Genomic DNA, 19,695 nt, shown 5'->3' with positions numbered 1-19,695 from the left:
ATCAGTCATCCTCACAAAGGGTCAATGGTCATCATAAGTGGCTGTCGCTGAAAGCGGAAATGGTTCGTTATTTTCCTGTGCGACGCTTATGCCTGTTATGCCGTGGCTCGCCTCGCTATACTTCACCCATCTTTCCGCAAATGAGTACCGCTTATGATCCGCAGTATGACCGCTTATGCCCGCAGCGAAGCCAAAGGCGAATGGGGCAGCGCCGCCTGGGAGCTGCGTTCCGTGAACCAGCGTTATCTGGAAACCTACATCCGCCTGCCGGAACAGTTTCGTGGGCTGGAGCCGGTTATCCGCGAGCGCATTCGCCAGCGTCTGACGCGCGGTAAAATTGAGTGCAACCTCCGTTATGATGCCGATCCCAGCGCACAGGGCGAACTGATGCTCAACGAAACGCTGGCGAAACAGCTGGTGCAGGCTGCCAACTGGGTAAAAATGCAGAGCGACGAAGGCGCGATTAATCCGCTGGATATTCTGCGCTGGCCAGGTGTGATGTCTGCGCAGGAACAGGATCTGGATGCCATCAACACCCAGTTGTTGCAGGCACTGGATGGTGCGCTTGATGACTTTATTGCGGCACGCGAAAGCGAAGGTACCGCCCTGAAAGCGATGATTGAGCAGCGTCTGGAAGGCGTCTCGCAGGAAGTCAGCAAAGTGCGCGCGCAGATGCCTGAGGTGATCAAATGGCAGCGTGAGCGGCTGGTCGCCAAACTGGAAGATGCTGAAGTCCAGCTGGAAAACAATCGCCTTGAGCAGGAACTGGTGATGATGGCGCAGCGTGTTGACGTTTCTGAAGAGCTGGATCGTCTGGATGCGCACGTTAAAGAGACTTACAACATCCTGAAAAAGAAAGAAGCAGTTGGCCGCCGTCTCGATTTTATGATGCAGGAGTTCAATCGTGAGTCGAACACGCTGGCTTCGAAGTCGATCAACGCCGAAATCACTACGTCAGCTATTGAACTGAAGGTGCTGATTGAGCAGATGCGCGAGCAGATTCAGAATATCGAGTAATTTCCACACCTGCACAGTACATCCCACAAGCCCATGTTAAATGGGCTTTTTTACTTTTCCATGATGCCCATATTCCACTGTCAAAGTTCACTGGTTTTGGGAGTAAAGTGGGGAAATCGTCTGCTTAACCAGCTATTAATGAATAGTCAGAATGGTGTAGTCCTGAGTCTGGTTTAACAGGTCAGTTATATGGGTAACATTTTTTCCTGTGAGGTCAGGGATAGTCATTGGTCATAATGAAAGGTGGGACTTACACTCCTTCACTTTTCCGACCATGCCGTTTAGTATTACATCAGTCTGCTTAATACCTGCGACTGGTAGTTATATGAACAGGGCTGTAGCAAAGAAGCATTGGATTTTACAGATATGTCGATATTAAAATAATTTAGCATTCGATTAATTACATGATTTTTCAGGATGAAACATTAATATCACAAGGAAGTCATCATGCCAGCATTGAAGTTTCCTGCCACCATTTTTCAAACGAAGCACAAGTTTAACGATTACAGCACTGATGATATGAAGTGTGGAGATCTCACTGAAAAACAGCTAAGAAGTGATTTAGACCTGGATGATGTTTCAAATGTCGTCAATCCCTGGACTGGAAAGGAAGTATCAATATTTAACGCCTTTCAGAATACCCGTCGAAAATCCAGAACGGAAATGGCTGAACTTCTTTTCAATGAGTTTCTTCGTCTTTCTATGCCTGCATATTACCCTGGGCAACATCAAATATTCAACAATCTCGTAAAGCATCTTTATCACGGTAACGGAAAAAGCTATTCCAGTCCCTTTCTTGATAGTGCATATAAGACGCTAATATTAGGTGGTCAAACATCGCCACTCTCACCACTTACAGTAATCAAATCTTCATTAGATAAAATTATTGTTGATGGACAAAAAAGCTTATCAGTTACAGATAAAGATTTAATAACACAAGCTATAGGCAATTCAATACTTCCTAAGTTTAACCGTTGGGCCGACAGTTTCAATGGATTAGGTATGTCGATACATGATATTCATGCTACAAACATACTGATAAACCAGCTCGATATAACTGATAATGGTTATATTGCAAAAATAACTTTTACAGGGCAGGATCATTTCGGTCTCGATAAAACTGACATCCAGAATCCTAAGTTTCATTTTATCAGAGCCTTTCGTATATGGTTTATCCTTCAAAGATGGGAATACTTTGCTTTTAAGCCTTTTTTAACCAATATGAAAGCTGAGTTTGAAATAAATAGCAGGAGAAACCAATGCGAATTAAAAAGATTATTATTTTTATGGTGGCATTGGCAATGTTACTATTGTTTTACGTAAGCTTCTTTAGTTCTCCAAAGGTGCTTGCAATTCATGGTTCTGAAGCTAATAAAGAATTATTAGTTAAAAATATCCCTTTCACTGATAGCGATAAAATCGAATGGTGGGATAATAATGGAGTTAAAACCATCTCTTCCCCTGAAACTTACAATGTTTCAATCTGGAAGTTTGATGGGAAGTATCAAAAGCTCGCTCCCAGGAACTCAGGGGCTTTTCCAGACCATGATACTGATTACTTATTATGCTTCGACGACATGAAAACAGAAGAAAATTGTATAGACAAGTCAACCTGGATCATGGAAATCACTAAGACAAAGGATGGTTACACTTACTACCGGCTTGATGGTGAATCTTACTATCGAAAACCTTCTGGTGAACTGGTCAAAGGTGAAAGATTTACGACAACCATCAAGCCAGTAAGCTGATGAGCTTGTAGCTGTGCTCATCGGAAACTGGATTGATGAGTAGAATAGTAAATCGTCATAAAAAACCAAAATAAGAAGCTGATTTTTATAAGATTTACTCAAAATCATCATTCATATCCAGAAGATCGAGTAATTTCCACTCAACAAAGCGCTCGCAGTAGCGCTTTGTTCCCCTGTCAGGCGCTGTCAGCACTTAAAGTGTTAGCTCCTTCCGTCAATTGATCGCTTTTTCAGCGCGGCCAGCATCAGAATCAGGTAAAGATAAATAAATAATCATTTCCAGACTGTTCCTGAAACGGCCTCGCTTACAATTAAAGCTGCTTTCAGGCTTAGATTAAGCAGTTGAAAAATAATGATTTTATAGGGTTAATGTACTTTTATCGCCGTTATTAACGCCTCTCCATGAAACAGGTCAATCCTGTAGATGCCGGAGTTTCCCTTTCTTTGAAGGCACTTTTTGATAAAATGTTGGTCGAAATCAGTACAGCTGTACCGCCTTAAGACTCATGGAAGTGCTCTTTGTGCGATGCATCCCTCTATCCCATGAAGGTTGTTAATGAAAAACACCGGAAAATTTAGCAGTTCGCTGCTGCATCCGCGTTATTGGTTTACCTGGTTTGGCCTTGGCGTACTCTGGCTGCTGGTCCAGCTCCCCTATCCTGTTCTTATGCGTCTCGGTGCCGGTGCCGGCAAAATCTCTCGCCATTTCCTGCAGCGCCGCGAGCGTATTACCCGTCGTAACATCGAACTCTGCTTTCCGGGCATCAGCGAAGAAAAAACAGAACATATGATTGCCGGCAATTTCGCGTCGCTTGGGATGGCGCTGGCTGAAACCGGTATTGCCTGGTTCTGGTCTGACCGTGCGGTAAGACGTCTGTTTAAAGTGTCGGGAATGGAAAACCTGCATGCCGCGCAGAAAGAAAAGCGAGGCGTGATGCTGATTGGTGTACATTTCATGTCACTGGAGCTGGGCGGCCGCATCAGCGGACTCTGTCAGCCAATGATGGCGATGTATCGCCCACACAATAACCAGGCGATGGAGTATGTGCAGACCAAAGGGCGGATGCGCTCAAATAAAGCGATGATCGACCGTCGTGATCTACGCGGTATGGTTAATGCCCTGAAACAGGGTGAATCGGTCTGGTTTGCGCCTGACCAGGATTACGGCCCTAAAGGCAGCACCTTTGCGCCGCTGTTTGCGGTGGAAAAAGCCGCCACGACTAACGGGACTTTTGTTCTGTCGCGTCTGGCGAAGCCAGCGATGGTGCCAATTATGCTGATTCGTAATCCAGGAAATGATGGCTACCATTTGATCATCGAACCGATGCTGGAAAATTATCCTCATACGGACGAGGCTGCTGCTGCTGCTTATATGAACAAAGTGATCGAAAATCAGATCCTTCGCGCACCCGAACAGTATCTTTGGCTGCATCGTCGCTTCAAAACCCGGCCACCGGGTGAAAAGTCGCTCTACGTCTGAGTTAACTGATAAAGCAGGCCTCGTGCCTGCTTTGTTGTTTTAATCCGCTGAACGACATCTGCTTTACGTCCACTCTCTCATCCCCGTTTGCTGTGCTCTCATACTGCCTCTGCCGTTATAGCTACCTCTACAGTTTCTGCTGTTCAGCACACCTGTTTGCTTCCGGCAGGCTGGTATCAAAGAGATAATTAAGGAATGATGAATCCCCTTACCTCGTCAATGCCGGACAATCTTATGGATATCAACGATACACAGCAGTGGCAGCGTCCGCTGATTGATGATCGCCTTACGCCCTATATTGAAGTGGATGCAGAGCGCCTGGAGCAGAACCTGCAGCATATGCAGCGCAAAGCCAGTGCGGCAGGCGTCGCGTTGCGACCCCATATCAAAACGCATAAAAGCGTCTGGATTGCGCAGCGTCAGATCGCGTCCGGTGCACAGGGTGTTACCGTCTCTAAGCCCAGCGAAGGCATCAGCTTTATTCAGGGCGGTGTTCGTGATCTGCTATTAGCCTACCCGATTGTGCAACCGCAAAGCGTGGCTGAATTGCTGCGCCACGCCGTGCTTCATCAGGCAAAGCTCACCCTGATTGCGGACAGACTGCAGGGCGTGGCGGCTATTGATGATGCCTGCCAGCAGCAACCGGAATGCGACCTGGCGGTAGCGATTAAGGTTGATGTTGGATTACATCGGATAGGTGTCAATCCTGATACAGATGAAGCGGTGCTGATTGCTCAGGCGCTGCAGGACAAAGGGTTACGCTTTGCCGGATTAGTGTCACATGCTGGCCACGTTTATGGTGCCGGTAATGCCGCGGCCATTGCGGATGTCGCCCGGCAGGAAACGGCATTGATGCAGCGAGTACAGGCAAAACTGCAGGCGGCTGGTTTTACCGACTGCCCTCTCTCTGTAGGTTCAACGCCTACGGCGCTGGCAGCAGAGATTGCACCCTGCATGAATGAAATCCGGCCAGGAAACTATGCACTACTGGACCTTACCGCCTGCCGTCTCGGATTAAGTCACGTCGATCAGCTGGCAATGAGCGTCATTACCCGTGTCGTGGCGGTGAACGATCATTTCGCGATTGTGGATGCCGGGTCAAAAATGCTGAGTTCGGATAAAGGGCCACACGGCACCAATGCCAGCGGCTTTGGTGTGGCAGCCGACGAAGCGGGTCAGACTTATGAAGTGACAAAATTATCTGAGGAGCACGGTTTTCTGCTTTATCAGGATCGCCGCCCTGAAGTCGGCATGCTGCTGCGTATTTTCCCTAATCACAGTTGTGCCGTGATGGCGCAGTCGGACAGCTTTGTTCTGCGGCACGCTAACGGCCATAGCGAAGATCATGTGGTTTCTGCGCGCGGCAATTTCATCTGAGTCAGTGGCAGACAGCATCATCCGTTGTCTGCCGTTTGTACGAAACCCTTTCAACACCACACTTCTGCTGTTACAACGTTTTAACAAGCCTGACCCCATGCTTTAATGCCTTTTTAGCTTATTCACCGGAGGTTACATGCTCTCCTCTCGCACTCTGAGCCTGACGATTCCACGTCACTGGTTAGATCTTTATGAAACCATCTGGAAGCCAGAGTTTTTCCCAAAGTGGGCTTCCGGGCTGACGCACAGTGCGTTAGAACCCGATGGCAATCGCTGGCGTGCTAAAGGCCCCCAGGGCAATGTGAAGATCCGGTTCTCGCCACATAATCCGTTTGGGGTAATGGATCACTGGATTGATAGCGGCTCGGGAAAGGAGATCTACGTACCGATGCGCGTGATAGCAAACGAACAGGGCGCCGAGGTGATGGTAACGGTTTATCGCCAGCCATTTACTTCAGATGAGAAATTTAAGCAGGATATTGAATGGGTTAGCAACGATCTTGAGAAACTCAACCAGCTTCTTACACAATAAATCAATGATTTAGCGCGCCTTTTTCTCTGCATTTATCACTGGCCGTTAATGAAAAAAAATAGAAAAACTTTCGACGATAAAGCATAAAGCGCTTATCTGATTACTCATCATCCTTACGCATTTATCACCAACCCTGCTTAAGCATCGCTGCCAGGAAAAATCCTGGCAAAATCCTCTGAAAGGCAGGCGACCCCCTCTGATTTCGGGCCTCCTGGTTTGCCGCACAAACAATTTCTGACTGACCCATACATTAATCATTAACAATCGTTTATTAGCAATCTGCTGGGGATTTAATATTTATCATGCATAAAGTGAAACCATTTATTTCTGCGGTCGCGTAATCAGACTTTTCTTATGGTGTTAAATTAAATAAAACAATGTATAAATCATTCCACACACAGCAATACCCATAATGATAAAGCAGGAAAAAAGTCATGGACCGCTCAGCGTATCCTTTGTTATCAGAAAAAGAATGCGTTGAGATTGCCGCAAGGATGCTGGCAGGAGAATATAAAACTACAACAGGATTTATTCGTGATCTGGCGGAATTCTTATTCGCTGCAGGGAATTCCGCCATGACACGAAACAGCAACTTTACCAGGGATATCTTTTTTATCCAGGCATCATTTGATTGAACCCATAATAACATGGCAAGCCTGTAAAGCGTTTTCAGGACTTCGGCCGGAAAAATTGCACTAACTAACGGTGTTACAGCAACCTCTCCTTGCCGTTACACAACTATTTAATTCTCACAGAGTCGATGGACTCTAACGAGTATATAATGGCAATACGTGAAAGCAGTCTGAATGGCGCAAAATGGTCTCTGCTCTCTTCAATCAAAATTATTGGCATCGGCGTATTACAACTCTCGTTGCTGGCGCAGATTCTGCAGGCGAATGAGCTCAATCTGCTGGCGATCGCCGTGATAGCTTTACTGGCTATCGATACTCTGGCCGATCGGGGCTTCTCAAATACGCTGATCCGCCGCTCGATTCTCTCTATCAATGACCTCTCCACGATCTACTGGGGTAATATGTTGATGGGGGTCGCGGTGTTTGGTCTGTTATTTACTGGCAGCCATCTGCTGACCAGCCTTTTTGATCAGCCTGAACTGGCATTAATGCTGCAGATGGTCTCAGTGGTGTTTATTATCATCCCACAAGGTCAGCATTACCGTGCGATATTACAGCGCGAAAAACAATATACCCGTATCGCTTTTGCTGAAACCTCCTCGGTATTAGCCGGACTTGCCGTCACCTTATTTACCGTCTGGCTGACCCCTTCAGTATTGTGTGCGATCTGGGGTTACCTGGCGATGGCATCCATTCGTATGCTGATTTACTGCTACTACGGTCGTTCATGGTTCCAGCCGGAATACCGTTTTAGCCTGAATGCATTTTCTAAAATTCGTGCAAGAAACAAATAATAAAATAAGTCTGTATGGTGGGCTCTGAGCATCCGAAACGATGCGTTGGCGTGCTGTTAACCAGCACGCCTTTTCTTTTTATTTAGTCTGTCGCAATATTTACCTGATCGATTCTTTTCCCGCAGCATCCAGCCCTTTTTTATCTCCTGTATAAATGGTTTTCGACCAGCGGCTATCTGGCGATCGTCGTCAGTTCACCGCCCGCCCTGAGTGGGAAAACCCCACACCGGAACGCGCAAACCCTCTGTACGTTGTTTCCTCTCAACTTTTTCAATCACCTGCCGCAGTCCCTTCGCAAAAAAGTCTTTCTATGATGACGCCAGCGCTGGCTGGTATAAACTGCGCTCATCCCGGACGCCGATCGCCAGAAAATCTTCGGCGCCGTCTCTCAAGCAATGCCGTAGTCTTGCCGCCGTCTTACTGGAGTCTGCTATGTTACTGACCGTTCTCTACATTATTGGTATTACTGCTGAAGCCATGACGGGTGCGCTGGCGGCGGGGCGTCGCAAAATGGATCTGTTCGGTGTCATCATTATCGCGTCCGTGACCGCCATTGGTGGCGGTTCGGTGCGCGACATCTTGCTGGGTCACTATCCGCTGGGCTGGGTGAAACATCCCGAATACATCATGATTGTTGCAGCAGCAGCGGTAGTGACCACTTTCCTGGCACCCCTGATGACGCATCTGCGCAAAGTGTTTCTGGTGCTCGATGCGTTAGGACTGGTGGTCTTTTCTATTATCGGCGCGCAGGTTGCGCTCGATTCAGGACACGCCATGATTATTGCCGCGATAAGTGCGGTCATTACCGGCGTCTTTGGCGGCGTACTGCGTGACATGTTCTGTAATCGCATTCCGCTGGTGTTTCAGAAGGAACTCTACGCCGGTATCGCTTTCGCCTCTGGCTGGATGTATATCCTGCTGCTGAAAACCACACTGGCGCATGAAGCGGTGATTATCATTACCCTGCTGTTCGGATTCTTCGCCCGTTTACTGGCGCTGCGCTTCCGTCTTGGTTTGCCGATTTTCAACTATCCCCATCCCGAGCATTGAGGATGCGGGAATTCCCTGCTGTCTCAGAAAAGCGATCAGCGTCTGCAGGCGGGCATCATGGAACTGCGTAACCAGGCGCTTTGCCAGCGCCGCCCCGACACCCGGTAAAGCTTGCCAGTCCCTGACATCCCGCTGCGTTAAGCTCTCCCACTGCTGATCGGGCAGCGCATTGAGGGCCTTCCGCGGCAGTGAAACACCTAAGGCATCCACCCAGCGACGAAGCGGCTGCTGACGGGTGAGATTAAAACGGTGCCAGAGCTGACCCGCCCGCTCCCGAGAGAGGCCCGTTGCGGCGGCGATCCGTTCCGGTGTTAACGTCAGCCAGCCGAACAGGTGCGTCATACTGCCGGTTTCCAGTAAGTGCAGCCAGGTGCTGCGCTCAACGCCAGGAATATTCAGTACCGTTTTCTGACTGAGCCAGCGTAATTTTGCCAGTAGCTGCTTCTGGCATTCAGCGCTGAAGGTGTAACAACTCAGCGGCGTGTAGCGCGACGCGTCGGGAGGCTGAGGATAGTGCCGCTCTGCCACGCGCCAGATCACCCGCTCCAGCCGGGGAATGCCCTGGCCTGCCAGACTCAGTGTGATGACATCTCCCGCCACGATATCGCTCTCCTGCCAGCGACGCAGCGATCCAACATTGACCCGCCTGACCGTCTTATCATCCAGCTGTACCGGCTGCAGATTAAGTACCGCGGCTATCTTCCCGGTTCGGCCGACTGGAAAATCGACGGAGAGCACTTCAGCGCTGACTTCCGGAGGCTGATATTTCCAGGCAACGGCCCATGTTCCCTCTCCAGGCAGCCAGTTTTTGCCCGCAGGTCGCAGGCTCTGATGAACGACGACACCGTCAGTGACAAAGGGCAGCTCAGCATGAAACCAGTGCTTCCGCCACGCTGCAACCTCCTCTTCGTCTTTAACGCTGTGGCTCCATTTTGCGGCAACGCCCAGTCCCCAGCGGCTGAGTTGCTGAAGGCGTTCCGTCATCGTGGCGGGGCCATCTGGCCAGGCCCAGATAAAAATATCGAGCGAGTCCAGCAGAGGAACCCGCTGCTTGCTCATCATGGCGCCAGCGACCTGTGAGCGCGCATTCCTGCCGCCATCAACCGCCTGCTGATGACCGGTCATCGACAAAAACAGCTCACCCTGCAGCACAACCTCTTCAAGTCCGGTCTCGATCTGCAGCGGAATCGCAGGGATCCAGGCGGCTTTAGCCAGCCACTCTTCACCGCGTAATCCATCACCACGACTCAACAGTGAAACCAGTCTGCCGTGGCGATAAACCAGGGAAACGGCAATGCCATCCACTTTCGGCTGCACCCAGAGATCGTGCCGCCCCTGCATCCAGTAAGCCAGGGCCAGCTTGTCGCGCATCTTTTTTACGCCCGTGTGGGCGACCGGATGCAGGTGCTCACCCTCACCCGGCAGTTGCGGTGCGTAAGCGGGCTGCGGAGGGTTAAAGCAGTGCTGCCAGTGATTCAGTCGCTGCTGCAGACTGTCATAATCTGCATCAGCCACCGGACTCTGCCCCTGACGATAGTAAGCATCATCCCAGTGCTGCAGCTGCTGTTGCAGACGACGGATCTCTTCTGTCGCCCGGGTGGGAGTCCAGACCGGACAAAGGGCGCTATGCGCAGGCCATAGGACGATCCACAGAGCAGCCGCAAACAGCGGCCAGCCGAATCCTTTCATGATCTCTCTCCTGACGTTTTGCAGCATTCAATACCGGTGCTTCAGCGTCAGCCAGAGGTGATGTTCAGCTATGGAAGGGATGCCGTCGCAATCAGGGAATAATTACAGTCGTCCGACAGAGATTTGCGCGAAGATGCGCAAAAGTTGGGTGTTGCCGCTGCGCAAACGCTGCGTGGCGGCGGGAAGCTGTGTATACTGTGCAGGAAATCGACTCCGCTTTTAATCAATTCAAGAAAACCATGGCTCAAGGCACGCTCTATATTGTTTCTGCTCCCAGCGGCGCAGGTAAATCCAGCCTGATTCAGGCGCTGTTAAAGACCCAGCCGTTGTATGATACGCAGGTCTCTGTTTCGCACACGACGCGCGGTATGCGTCCGGGTGAAACCCATGGCGAACATTACTTTTTTGTTGAGAAGCATGAATTTGAGCAGATGATCGCGGAAGAGGCTTTCCTCGAACATGCCAAAGTTTTCGACAACTATTACGGTACCTCGCGCCATGCTATTGAGCAGGTGCTGGCAACCGGCGTTGACGTGTTTCTCGACATCGACTGGCAGGGTGCGCAGCAAATTCGCACCAAAATGCCTGGCGCACGCAGCATCTTTGTTTTACCGCCTTCGAAAGAAGAGCTCGATCGCCGTCTGCGCGGTCGTGGCCAGGACAGCGAAGAGGTGATCACGCGTCGCATGGCTCAGGCGGTAGCGGAAATGAGCCACTACGCCGAGTATGACTATTTAATTGTGAATGATGATTTCGATCTGGCGCTGTCCGATCTGAAAACCATTATTCGCGCAGAACGTCTGCGTATGGCGCGTCAGAAGGCGCGTCACGATGCTTTAATCAGCAAACTGTTGGCAGTCTGAATACAGTTTCAGTATGATGCGCAGTCATTTCTTCATCTGTGGAGTAGCACACCTATGGCACGCGTAACCGTTCAGGACGCAGTAGAAAAAGTTGGTAATCGTTTTGACCTGGTGTTGGTCGCTGCACGTCGTGCACGTCAGATGCAGGTAGGCGGCAAAGATCCACTGGTTCCGGAAGAGAACGATAAACCTACCGTTATCGCCCTGCGCGAAATCGAAGAAGGTTTGGTCACCAATCAGATTTTAGATGTGCGTGATCGTCAGGAACAGCAAGAGCAGGAAGCCGCTGAGTTACAGGCCGTTACCGCTATCGCTGAAGGTCGTCGTTAACAGCCACCTGCAGGTCGCCCTTGTATCTGTTTGAAAGCCTCAATCAACTGATTGAAAAATACTTGCCAGAGGAGCAGATCAAGCGCCTCCAGCAAGCCTACCTTGTCGCACGTGATGCCCACGAGGGACAGACACGCTCCAGCGGTGAGCCTTATATCACCCATCCGGTTGCCGTGGCCTGTATTCTGGCGGAAATGAAGCTCGACCATGAAACTCTCATGGCCGCGCTGCTGCATGACGTGATCGAAGATACGCCTGCCACTTACCAGGACATGGAACAACTGTTCGGTAAAAGCGTGGCGGAACTGGTCGAAGGCGTTTCCAAGCTGGATAAGCTGAAATTCCGCGACAAGAAAGAAGCGCAGGCAGAGAACTTCCGCAAGATGATTATGGCGATGGTGCAGGATATCCGCGTCATTCTCATCAAGCTGGCTGACCGCACCCACAATATGCGCACTCTCGGCGCATTACGCCCGGACAAACGTCGCCGCATCGCGCTGGAAACGTTAGAGATTTACAGTCCGCTGGCGCACCGCCTGGGTATTCATCATCTTAAAACAGAGCTGGAAGAGCTCGGTTTTGAGGCCCTCTATCCGAACCGTTATCGGGTCATTAAAGAGGTGGTGAAAGCCGCGCGCGGTAATCGTAAAGAGATGATCCAGAAGATTCTTTCTGAGATCGACGGCCGTTTGCAGGAAGCGGGCATTCCCTGCCGCGTCAGCGGGCGTGAAAAGCATCTTTACTCGATTTACCGCAAAATGACGCTGAAAGAGCAGCGTTTTCACTCGATCATGGATATCTATGCCTTTCGCGTCATCGTGAAAGATCTGGATACCTGCTATCGCGTTCTGGGCCAGATGCACAGTTTGTATAAACCGCGTCCGGGCCGCGTCAAAGATTACATTGCCATCCCCAAAGCGAACGGCTATCAATCGCTCCATACCTCAATGATTGGTCCGCACGGCGTGCCGGTCGAAGTACAGATTCGCACCGAGGATATGGATCAGATGGCGGAAATGGGGGTCGCTGCGCACTGGGCTTATAAACAGGCGGGCGAAAGTGGCACCACCGCACAGATTCGCGCTCAGCGCTGGCTGCAAAGCCTGCTGGAGCTGCAACAGAGTGCGGGCAGTTCGTTTGAATTTATTGAAAGCGTGAAGTCCGATCTCTTTCCCGATGAGATCTACGTCTTTACACCTGAAGGCCGCATTGTTGAGCTGCCAACCGGTGCGACGCCGGTGGACTTCGCTTATGCGGTCCACACCGATATCGGCCATGCCTGCGTTGGCGCACGCGTTGACCGCCAGCCTTATCCGCTGTCGCAAACCCTGACCAGCGGTCAGACGATTGAGATCATCACCGCGCCAGGCGCCCGTCCTAACGCCGCCTGGCTCAACTTTGTCGTCAGCTCCAAAGCCCGCGCAAAAATTCGTCAGCTGCTGAAAAACCTCAAACGCGAAGACTCCGTCAATCTGGGTCGCCGCCTGCTCAGCCATGCGCTGGGCGGCAGCCGTAAACTGGCTGAGATTCCGCCTGAGAATATCAGGCAGGAGCTGGATCGTATGAAGCTGACCTCGCTTGACGATCTGCTGGCAGAAATCGGTCTGGGCAATGCGATGAGCGTCGTGGTGGCGAAGAACCTGTTGCAGGCTGACAGCAACGCCATCAGCAGCAATAGCAAGCGCGGTAAGCTGCCGATCAAAGGTGCAGATGGCGTGTTGATTACCTTCGCCAAATGCTGCCGTCCGATTCCCGGCGACCCGATTGTTGCCCATGTCAGTCCCGGCAAAGGGCTGGTGGTGCATCATGAATCCTGTCGGAATATTCGCGGCTACCAGAAAGAGCCTGAAAAATTCATGCCGGTCGAGTGGGATAAAGTCACCGAGCAGGAGTTCGTGGCGGAAATCAAAGTCGACATGTTTAACCATCAGGGTGCACTGGCTAACCTGACGGCGGCAATCAACACGGCCGGTTCCAATATTCAGAGCCTGAATACCGAAGAGCGTGATGGCCGCGTTTACAGCGCCTTTATCCGCCTGACCGCACGTGATCGCGTCCATCTGGCGAATATCATGCGTAAAATTCGCGTGATGCCGGATGTGATCAAAGTCCATCGTAACCGTAATTAGGCATGAACGATCAACGATTTGCCCGGATTCAGGCGATGCTGGCACTGCGCCAGCACGATCTCACGGTCTGTATGGAGCAGGTGCATAAGCCGCACAATGTTTCCGCAGTGATCCGCACGGCGGACGCCGTCGGCATCCACGAAGTGCATGCCGTCTGGCCGAGCCAGCGGATGCGCACTCAGGCTTCCGCATCTGCCGGAAGCAACAGTTGGGTTAAAGTGGTCACCCATCCCACCATCGGCGATGCTGTAAAAAAGCTCAAACAACAGAAGATGCAGGTTTTAGCGACCCATCTCTCTGCCGATGCCGTGGATTTCCGTGAGATCGATTATACCCTTCCGACCTGCATCCTGATGGGCCAGGAAAAAACCGGCATCACCGAAGAAGCGCTGGCGCTGGCCGATCGGCAGATTGTGATTCCGATGGTGGGTATGGTGCAGTCACTGAATGTCTCGGTCGCCTGCGCGTTGATCCTGTATGAAGCACAGCGGCAGCGACAGAACGCGGGTCTGTACCTGCGCGACTACAGCCTGCTGGACGAAGATGAGCAGCAACGCCTGTTGTTCGAAGGCGGATTCCCGGTACTGGCGCGGGTCGCAAAACAGAAAGGTTTACCCTATCCGCGCATCAATGCGCAGGGCGAAGTCGACGCCGATCCCAGCTGGTGGGCAACCATGCAATCGACCGGTAAAAGAAGATGAAAGGCCGTCTGCTGGATGCCATCCCGCTCAGTACCCTGACCGGCGTCGGTGCCAGCCAGGCGGCAAAGCTGGCCAAAATTGACCTGCACACCATTCAGGATCTCCTGCTTCATCTCCCGCTACGCTACGAAGATCGTACCCAACTCTATGCCATTGATGATCTGCTGCCCGGTATCTGGGCCACAGTAGAAGGCGAAGTGCTGCACACAGATATCACCTTTGGTCGCCGCCGGATGATGGTGTGTCAGATTAGCGATGGCAGCGGCGTACTGACGATGCGCTTCTTTAATTTTAATGCCGGGATGAAGAACAACCTGTCACCGGGCCGGCGCGTCACCGCGTATGGTGAAATTAAACGCGGTCAGCGTGGCGCTGAGATTATCCATCCCGAATACCGAATCCAGGGCGAACAGAGCAATGTGACGCTGGAAGAGACCTTAACGCCGGTTTATCCCACCACCGAAGGTATCCGGCAGGCCACGCTGCGTAATCTCACCGATCAGGCACTGACGCTGCTGGAGAGCTGCCCGATTGCCGAACTGCTGCCGCAGGAACTGAGCGGCGGTTTAATCAGCCTGCCAGATGCGCTCCGCACGCTGCATCGTCCACCACCCGATCTAAAACTCAGCGAGCTGGAGAGTGGTCGTCATCCGGCACAACGCAGATTGATTCTGGAAGAGCTGCTGGCGCACAACCTCAGCATGCTGGCGGTACGCGCCGGTGCTCAGCGCTATTACGCTTTACCGATGCTTCCCCGGCACAACCTTAGCGACCAGCTGCTGGCAGCGCTGCCCTTTTCACCGACCAATGCGCAGAAACGCGTGGTGGCGGAGATAGAGAAAGATCTGGCAAATGACTTTCCGATGATGCGGCTGGTGCAGGGTGACGTCGGCTCGGGTAAAACACTGGTCGCCGCCCTCTCTGCGCTGAACGTTATCGCACATGGTAAGCAGGTAGCCCTGATGGCGCCGACCGAACTGCTGGCTGAACAGCACGCCAGTAACTTCCGCCAGTGGTTTGCGCCGCTGGGCATTGAAGTGGGCTGGCTGGCTGGAAAACAGAAAGGCAAAGCCCGCCAGGCACAGCAGGAAGCGATAGCCAGCGGTCAGGTGGCGATGGTGGTGGGCACACATGCCCTGTTTCAGGAGCAGGTGCAGTTCAACGGTCTGGCACTGGTCATTATTGATGAGCAGCACCGGTTCGGCGTCCACCAGCGACTGGCGCTGTGGGAGAAAGGTGAGGAGCAGGGCTTCCATCCGCATCAGCTGATCATGACCGCCACACCAATTCCGCGCACCCTGGCGATGACCGCTTATGCCGATCTCGATACCTCAACCATCGATGAGCTGCCGCCAGGACGTACACCGGTGACCACCGTGGCTATCCCCGATACCCGACGCGATGAGATTGTGGCGCGGGTTGAGCATGCCTGCCGCGAAGGGCGTCAGGCCTACTGGGTCTGCACCCTGATTGAAGAGTCAGAATTGCTGGAAGCACAGGCGGCAGAAGCCAGCTGGGAATCCCTGAAAACGGCGCTGCCCGACTTAAACATCGGGCTGGTGCATGGCCGTATGAAGCCTGCGGAAAAACAGGCGGTGATGCAGGCGTTTAAAGCGAATGAACTGCAGCTGCTGGTGGCGACGACCGTGATTGAGGTTGGCGTGGACGTGCCGAATGCCAGCCTGATGATCATCGAAAACCCGGAGCGGTTAGGGCTGGCACAGCTGCATCAGCTGCGGGGCCGTGTGGGCCGTGGTGCCGTGGCATCACACTGTGTACTGCTCTACAAAGCGCCGCTGAGCAAGACGGCGCAGAAGCGTTTACAGGTGCTACGCGACAGCAATGACGGCTTCGTCATTGCCCAGTTCGATCTGGAGATTCGCGGGCCGGGTGAACTGCTGGGCACGCGTCAGACCGGCAATGCCGAATTTAAAGTGGCCGACCTGCTGCGCGATGCGGCGATGGTGCCCGAAGTTCAGCGTGTGGCGCGCCACATCCACCAGCACTATCCCGAGCAGGCCAGCGCATTAATTGAACGCTGGCTGCCAGAGAACACCCGTTATACCAACGTCTGAATGATCCCCATCTGATTCGGCTTTTTTATCCCTGCCGGGCAAACGATTGCTTTTAGCCTGCGGATGATTACAATCGCCACATTATTTTTTGGGAAGAACAGAAGATGTCCACTAATCCGCAGCCAGAACAGCCTTCCGCCACGCAAAGCGAACTGATTTATCGTCTTGAAGATCGTCCTCCTCTGCCGCAAACGCTGTTTGCCGCCGGTCAGCATCTGCTGGCGATGTTTGTCGCGGTCATTACCCCCGCGATTCTGATTTGTCAGGCGTTAGGGCTGCCCGCAGAGGATACCCGGCACGTGATCAGCATGTCGCTGTTTGCATCGGGTGTGGCATCACTGCTGCAAATCAAAACATGGGGGCCGGTGGGTTCGGGCCTGCTGTCGATTCAGGGCACCAGCTTCAACTTCGTTACGCCCTTGATTATGGGCGGCATGGCGCTAAAAAATGGCGGCGCTGACGTGCCCACCATGATGGCGGCGCTGTTTGGTACGCTGATGATCGCCTCCTGTACCGAAATGGTGCTGTCACGCGTATTGCACCTGGCGCGCCGGATCATTACGCCGCTGGTTTCCGGTATCGTGGTGATGATTATCGGCCTGTCGCTGATTCAGGTAGGGCTGACCTCCATTGGCGGCGGTTTCAGCGCGATTAACGATCATACTTTTGGTGCGCCGAAAAATCTGATGCTGGCAGGGGCTGTGCTGCTGGTGATCGTGCTACTTAACCGGCAGAAGAACCCCTACCTGCGCGTTGCCTCCCTGGTCATTGCCATGGCGGTAGGCTATCTGCTGGCCTGGGCGATGGGCATGCTGCCTGCCGCCGGCATCCCCACCGATCAGCCGCTAATCGTGGTGCCGACCCCGCTCTATTACGGGCTGGGCTTCGACTGGAATCTGCTCATCCCGCTGATGCTGGTGTTTATGGTGACCTCTCTGGAGACCATCGGCGATATCACCGCCACCTCGGATGTGTCAGAGCAGCCGGTCAGCGGACCCCTCTATATGAAACGCCTGAAAGGCGGCGTGCTGGCGAATGGCCTCAACTCCTTTGTCTCCGCGCTGTTTAATACTTTCCCGAACTCCTGCTTCGGTCAGAACAATGGCGTGATCCAGTTGACCGGTGTTGCCAGCCGCTACGTCGGCTTTGTTGTCGCGCTGATGCTGATTGTGCTGGGGCTGTTCCCGGCGGTCAGCGGACTGGTGCAGATGATCCCTGAACCGGTACTCGGCGGCGCCACCATTGTGATGTTCGGCACCATCGCCGCCTCGGGTGTCCGCATTGTGTCACGCGAGCCGCTTAACCGCCGCGCCATCATGATTATTGCGCTGTCGCTGGCGGTGGGCCTGGGCGTTTCCCAGCAGCCGCTGATCCTGCAGTTTGCGCCTGACTGGCTGAAAACCCTGCTCTCTTCCGGTATAGCGGCGGGCGGTATTACCGCTATCGTACTCAACCTGATTTTTCCGCCAGAGAAGTAAGGCCAGAGGCAGGCTTCGGCCTGCCTGCTAATTATTCGGATTTACATCCAGGCTGTTGAGCTGTAACGGTAATTCAGGCATAACAACCTCTCACCGGATTTAACTCGGGAAGGATGCTATGAAATTTATTGGAAAGTTTTTCCTCACCTTACTTTTGCTGCTGCTTTTCACCCTGGTCGTGATCTATGTTCTGTTGCAGACACAGTGGGGTGCAGGCTGGTTTAGCCGTTGGGTGAGTGACAAAACCGAATGGCATCTCTCCCTGAGTAAAATTGAACACAATTTCTCCTCTCCCTCTCATATCATTCTGGATGACTTCAGCTTTGGTCACGATGGACAGCCTGCAGTTCTGGTGGCGAAACGGGTCGATCTCGGTCTGGCACTGATTCAGTTCAGCGATCCGCTGCATTTCAGCAGCCTTGAGCTGCGAGATGGAGAAGTGAATCTGGCCAATCTGGCGCCAGGCAGCGCGCTACCGATTCAGGCCGATCGCCTGCAACTCAACAATATGCGTATCGACAGCCCCAACAGCGCGTTACCGCTGTTTGCTCAGCAGGTTAATGGCGGCATTCTGCCGTGGAAACCCACTGCCCTTGATATGCTGGGCCGCGATGCCCGCTTCCAGATGAGCGCAGGCAGCATGACGCTGAATAATGTGCCGGGTGAAAACGTACTGATCCAGGGCAGTGTTGCCCAGGGTCGGATGCGCTTTGACAATATTGGTGCCGACCTGGCGCGTGGCTCTATGACCGGCAACGGTGAGCGCGATGCCCAGGGCAACTGGAAAATTAATCAGCTGCGCCTGAACGACATCCGTCTGCAGACCACCAGCAGCCTGAAAGATTTCCTGCATAGCCTGCAGGTTGTCCCCTCGATCGCCATTACGCGGCTCGACATGACCGATGCCCGCCTGCAGGGGCCTGACTGGGCGGTAACGGATCTGGATCTGACGCTGAGAAACGTTAACTGGCAGGGTGATGACTGGCAAAGTAACGATGGTTCGCTGGCGCTGAATGCCAGCAATTTTATCAACGGTGGATTCGAACTAAATGACCCCATCGTTAACCTGGACTTCTCACCGCAGGGCGTGGCGCTGACGCAGTTCAGTTCACGCTGGGCGAATGGGGTGATTCGGGCTGACGGTGACTGGTCGCGTAGCGATAAGCGCCTGACACTGAAAAACCTGGCGGTGGCGGGACTGGAATACACTCTGCCGCAGGACTGGCGCGATCGCTGGCAGGCGACACTGCCCGCGTGGCTGGATAGCGTAGAGGTGACGCGCTTCACCTCTAACCGAAACCTGATTATCGACATCAATCCGGCTTTTCCCTTCCAGCTGACCTCACTGGATGGATCCGGTGAAAACCTGCTGCTGGCGCAGCAGCACCAGTGGGGGATCTGGTCGGGTAAGCTCAGCCTGAACGCGGCAGAATCAACCTTTAATCGCACCGACCTGCGTCATCCGTCGATTGCGCTGAGCGCTGACCAGCAGCAGATTCAGATTACGGAGCTGAGTGCGTTCAGTAATAAGGGTCTGCTCGAAGGGACGGCCACCGTAGGCCAGCAGCCAGCCCGTCCGCTGACGCTGCAACTGACAGGTCGTGCTGTACCGGTGAATGTGTTGCAGAACTGGGGATGGCCCGCGTTGCCGTTAACCGGTGACAGCAATATGCAGCTGCAGCTCAGCGGTGCATTAACCGCAAATCAGCCGCTGCGCCCGACGGTTAATGGCAGTTTGTCAGTGACAACCGACAGTCAGCAACTGCAGCAGACCATGCAGGCTGGCGAGGTACGTTAACA

The 19,695-nt window shown here is 52.8% G+C and carries 17 protein-coding genes; 16 read left to right on the top strand and 1 reads right to left on the bottom strand.

The window, feature by feature from the left end:
- Nucleotides 1–153: 153 nt before the first annotated feature.
- The 9 genes from AFL22_RS16330 to AFL22_RS16290 all read left to right on the top strand — a co-directional run bounded on the left by AFL22_RS16330 (nucleotide 154) and on the right by AFL22_RS16290 (nucleotide 8,630).
- Complete coding sequence (locus tag AFL22_RS16330; protein WP_010258384.1) at nucleotides 154–1,017, top strand: YicC/YloC family endoribonuclease; 864 nt, start codon at nucleotides 154–156, stop codon at nucleotides 1,015–1,017.
- Between the two features lie 447 nt (nucleotides 1,018–1,464).
- Nucleotides 1,465–2,340, top strand: a complete 876-nt coding sequence (locus tag AFL22_RS16325; protein ID WP_082239217.1) for a DUF3289 family protein — start codon at nucleotides 1,465–1,467, stop codon at nucleotides 2,338–2,340.
- Nucleotides 2,277–2,765 carry a DUF943 family protein gene (locus tag AFL22_RS16320; RefSeq protein ID WP_052271771.1) on the top strand — a complete coding sequence of 163 codons (489 nt, stop codon included), beginning with the start codon at nucleotides 2,277–2,279 and terminating at the stop codon, nucleotides 2,763–2,765. Before AFL22_RS16325 ends, AFL22_RS16320 begins: the two co-directional genes overlap by 64 nt.
- A gap of 556 nt (nucleotides 2,766–3,321) precedes the next feature.
- A complete protein-coding gene (gene lpxP / locus AFL22_RS16315; protein WP_022624898.1) occupies nucleotides 3,322–4,245 on the top strand; it encodes a kdo(2)-lipid IV(A) palmitoleoyltransferase in 924 nt (307 codons plus the stop codon).
- A 234-nt stretch (nucleotides 4,246–4,479) separates the two neighbouring features.
- Complete coding sequence (locus AFL22_RS16310) at nucleotides 4,480–5,622, top strand: alanine racemase (RefSeq protein ID WP_052271786.1); 1,143 nt, start codon at nucleotides 4,480–4,482, stop codon at nucleotides 5,620–5,622.
- A gap of 136 nt (nucleotides 5,623–5,758) precedes the next feature.
- Nucleotides 5,759–6,154, top strand: coding sequence for a hypothetical protein (locus tag AFL22_RS16305; RefSeq protein WP_010258391.1), 396 nt, complete (start codon nucleotides 5,759–5,761; stop codon nucleotides 6,152–6,154).
- Between the two features lie 434 nt (nucleotides 6,155–6,588).
- Nucleotides 6,589–6,789 carry a hypothetical protein gene (locus AFL22_RS16300; RefSeq protein WP_052271770.1) on the top strand — a complete coding sequence of 67 codons (201 nt, stop codon included), beginning with the start codon at nucleotides 6,589–6,591 and terminating at the stop codon, nucleotides 6,787–6,789.
- A 146-nt stretch (nucleotides 6,790–6,935) separates the two neighbouring features.
- Complete coding sequence (locus AFL22_RS16295) at nucleotides 6,936–7,580, top strand: oligosaccharide flippase family protein (protein WP_010258395.1); 645 nt, start codon at nucleotides 6,936–6,938, stop codon at nucleotides 7,578–7,580.
- Between the two features lie 432 nt (nucleotides 7,581–8,012).
- Nucleotides 8,013–8,630 (top strand): trimeric intracellular cation channel family protein, encoded by a 618-nt coding sequence (locus AFL22_RS16290; protein ID WP_010258398.1) that lies wholly within the window; start codon nucleotides 8,013–8,015, stop codon nucleotides 8,628–8,630.
- Here the strand turns inward: AFL22_RS16290 and ligB are convergent.
- Nucleotides 8,568–10,319 carry an NAD-dependent DNA ligase LigB gene (gene ligB, locus AFL22_RS16285; protein WP_052271769.1) on the bottom strand — a complete coding sequence of 584 codons (1,752 nt, stop codon included), beginning with the start codon at nucleotides 10,317–10,319 and terminating at the stop codon, nucleotides 8,568–8,570. The two genes, AFL22_RS16290 and ligB, sit on opposite strands and share 63 nt — an antisense overlap.
- Before the next feature lie 239 nt (nucleotides 10,320–10,558).
- Between ligB and gmk the strand changes: the two genes are divergently transcribed.
- The 7 genes from gmk to AFL22_RS16250 all read left to right on the top strand — a co-directional run bounded on the left by gmk (nucleotide 10,559) and on the right by AFL22_RS16250 (nucleotide 19,693).
- Nucleotides 10,559–11,182: a guanylate kinase gene (gene gmk / locus AFL22_RS16280; RefSeq protein ID WP_010258405.1), complete on the top strand. Its 624-nt coding sequence runs from the start codon at nucleotides 10,559–10,561 to the stop codon at nucleotides 11,180–11,182.
- Nucleotides 11,183–11,236: 54 nt separating this feature from the next.
- A complete protein-coding gene (gene rpoZ, locus AFL22_RS16275; protein ID WP_003851346.1) occupies nucleotides 11,237–11,512 on the top strand; it encodes a DNA-directed RNA polymerase subunit omega in 276 nt (91 codons plus the stop codon).
- Nucleotides 11,513–11,532: 20 nt separating this feature from the next.
- Nucleotides 11,533–13,641, top strand: a complete 2,109-nt coding sequence (gene spoT / locus AFL22_RS16270) for a bifunctional GTP diphosphokinase/guanosine-3',5'-bis pyrophosphate 3'-pyrophosphohydrolase (protein ID WP_010258411.1) — start codon at nucleotides 11,533–11,535, stop codon at nucleotides 13,639–13,641.
- A gap of 2 nt (nucleotides 13,642–13,643) precedes the next feature.
- Entirely contained in the window at nucleotides 13,644–14,342 is a 699-nt protein-coding gene (gene trmH / locus AFL22_RS16265) for a tRNA (guanosine(18)-2'-O)-methyltransferase TrmH (protein ID WP_010258414.1), read from the top strand.
- Nucleotides 14,339–16,417: an ATP-dependent DNA helicase RecG gene (gene recG / locus AFL22_RS16260; RefSeq protein ID WP_010258417.1), complete on the top strand. Its 2,079-nt coding sequence runs from the start codon at nucleotides 14,339–14,341 to the stop codon at nucleotides 16,415–16,417. Before trmH ends, recG begins: the two co-directional genes overlap by 4 nt.
- A gap of 104 nt (nucleotides 16,418–16,521) precedes the next feature.
- Complete coding sequence (locus AFL22_RS16255) at nucleotides 16,522–17,895, top strand: uracil-xanthine permease family protein (RefSeq protein WP_033786501.1); 1,374 nt, start codon at nucleotides 16,522–16,524, stop codon at nucleotides 17,893–17,895.
- Nucleotides 17,896–18,013: 118 nt separating this feature from the next.
- On the top strand, nucleotides 18,014–19,693 hold the full coding sequence (locus AFL22_RS16250; protein ID WP_052271768.1) for an AsmA family protein: 1,680 nt from the start codon (nucleotides 18,014–18,016) through the stop codon (nucleotides 19,691–19,693).
- Nucleotides 19,694–19,695: the final 2 nt, after the last annotated feature.

The organism is Pantoea sp. CFSAN033090, from assembly GCF_001264395.1.
GTDB lineage: Bacteria > Pseudomonadota > Gammaproteobacteria > Enterobacterales > Enterobacteriaceae > Pantoea > Pantoea agglomerans.
Note: the sequence above shows the minus strand (reverse complement) of the source record. Positions and strands in the feature narration are given on the sequence as shown.

Excerpts from the sequence above, each read along its gene's own strand:
- AFL22_RS16330 (WP_010258384.1), top strand. The coding sequence starts at position 154 with ATGATCCGCAGTATGACCGCTTATGCCCGCAGCGAAGCCAAAGGCGAA.
- AFL22_RS16325 (WP_082239217.1), top strand. The coding sequence starts at position 1,465 with ATGCCAGCATTGAAGTTTCCTGCCACCATTTTTCAAACGAAGCACAAG.
- AFL22_RS16320 (WP_052271771.1), top strand. The coding sequence starts at position 2,277 with ATGCGAATTAAAAAGATTATTATTTTTATGGTGGCATTGGCAATGTTA.
- lpxP (WP_022624898.1), top strand. The coding sequence starts at position 3,322 with ATGAAAAACACCGGAAAATTTAGCAGTTCGCTGCTGCATCCGCGTTAT.
- AFL22_RS16310 (WP_052271786.1), top strand. The coding sequence starts at position 4,480 with ATGGATATCAACGATACACAGCAGTGGCAGCGTCCGCTGATTGATGAT.
- AFL22_RS16305 (WP_010258391.1), top strand. The coding sequence starts at position 5,759 with ATGCTCTCCTCTCGCACTCTGAGCCTGACGATTCCACGTCACTGGTTA.
- AFL22_RS16300 (WP_052271770.1), top strand. The coding sequence starts at position 6,589 with ATGGACCGCTCAGCGTATCCTTTGTTATCAGAAAAAGAATGCGTTGAG.
- AFL22_RS16295 (WP_010258395.1), top strand. The coding sequence starts at position 6,936 with ATGGCAATACGTGAAAGCAGTCTGAATGGCGCAAAATGGTCTCTGCTC.
- AFL22_RS16290 (WP_010258398.1), top strand. The coding sequence starts at position 8,013 with ATGTTACTGACCGTTCTCTACATTATTGGTATTACTGCTGAAGCCATG.
- ligB (WP_052271769.1), bottom strand. The coding sequence starts at position 10,319 with ATGAAAGGATTCGGCTGGCCGCTGTTTGCGGCTGCTCTGTGGATCGTC.
- gmk (WP_010258405.1), top strand. The coding sequence starts at position 10,559 with ATGGCTCAAGGCACGCTCTATATTGTTTCTGCTCCCAGCGGCGCAGGT.
- rpoZ (WP_003851346.1), top strand. The coding sequence starts at position 11,237 with ATGGCACGCGTAACCGTTCAGGACGCAGTAGAAAAAGTTGGTAATCGT.
- trmH (WP_010258414.1), top strand. The coding sequence starts at position 13,644 with ATGAACGATCAACGATTTGCCCGGATTCAGGCGATGCTGGCACTGCGC.
- recG (WP_010258417.1), top strand. The coding sequence starts at position 14,339 with ATGAAAGGCCGTCTGCTGGATGCCATCCCGCTCAGTACCCTGACCGGC.
- AFL22_RS16255 (WP_033786501.1), top strand. The coding sequence starts at position 16,522 with ATGTCCACTAATCCGCAGCCAGAACAGCCTTCCGCCACGCAAAGCGAA.
- AFL22_RS16250 (WP_052271768.1), top strand. The coding sequence starts at position 18,014 with ATGAAATTTATTGGAAAGTTTTTCCTCACCTTACTTTTGCTGCTGCTT.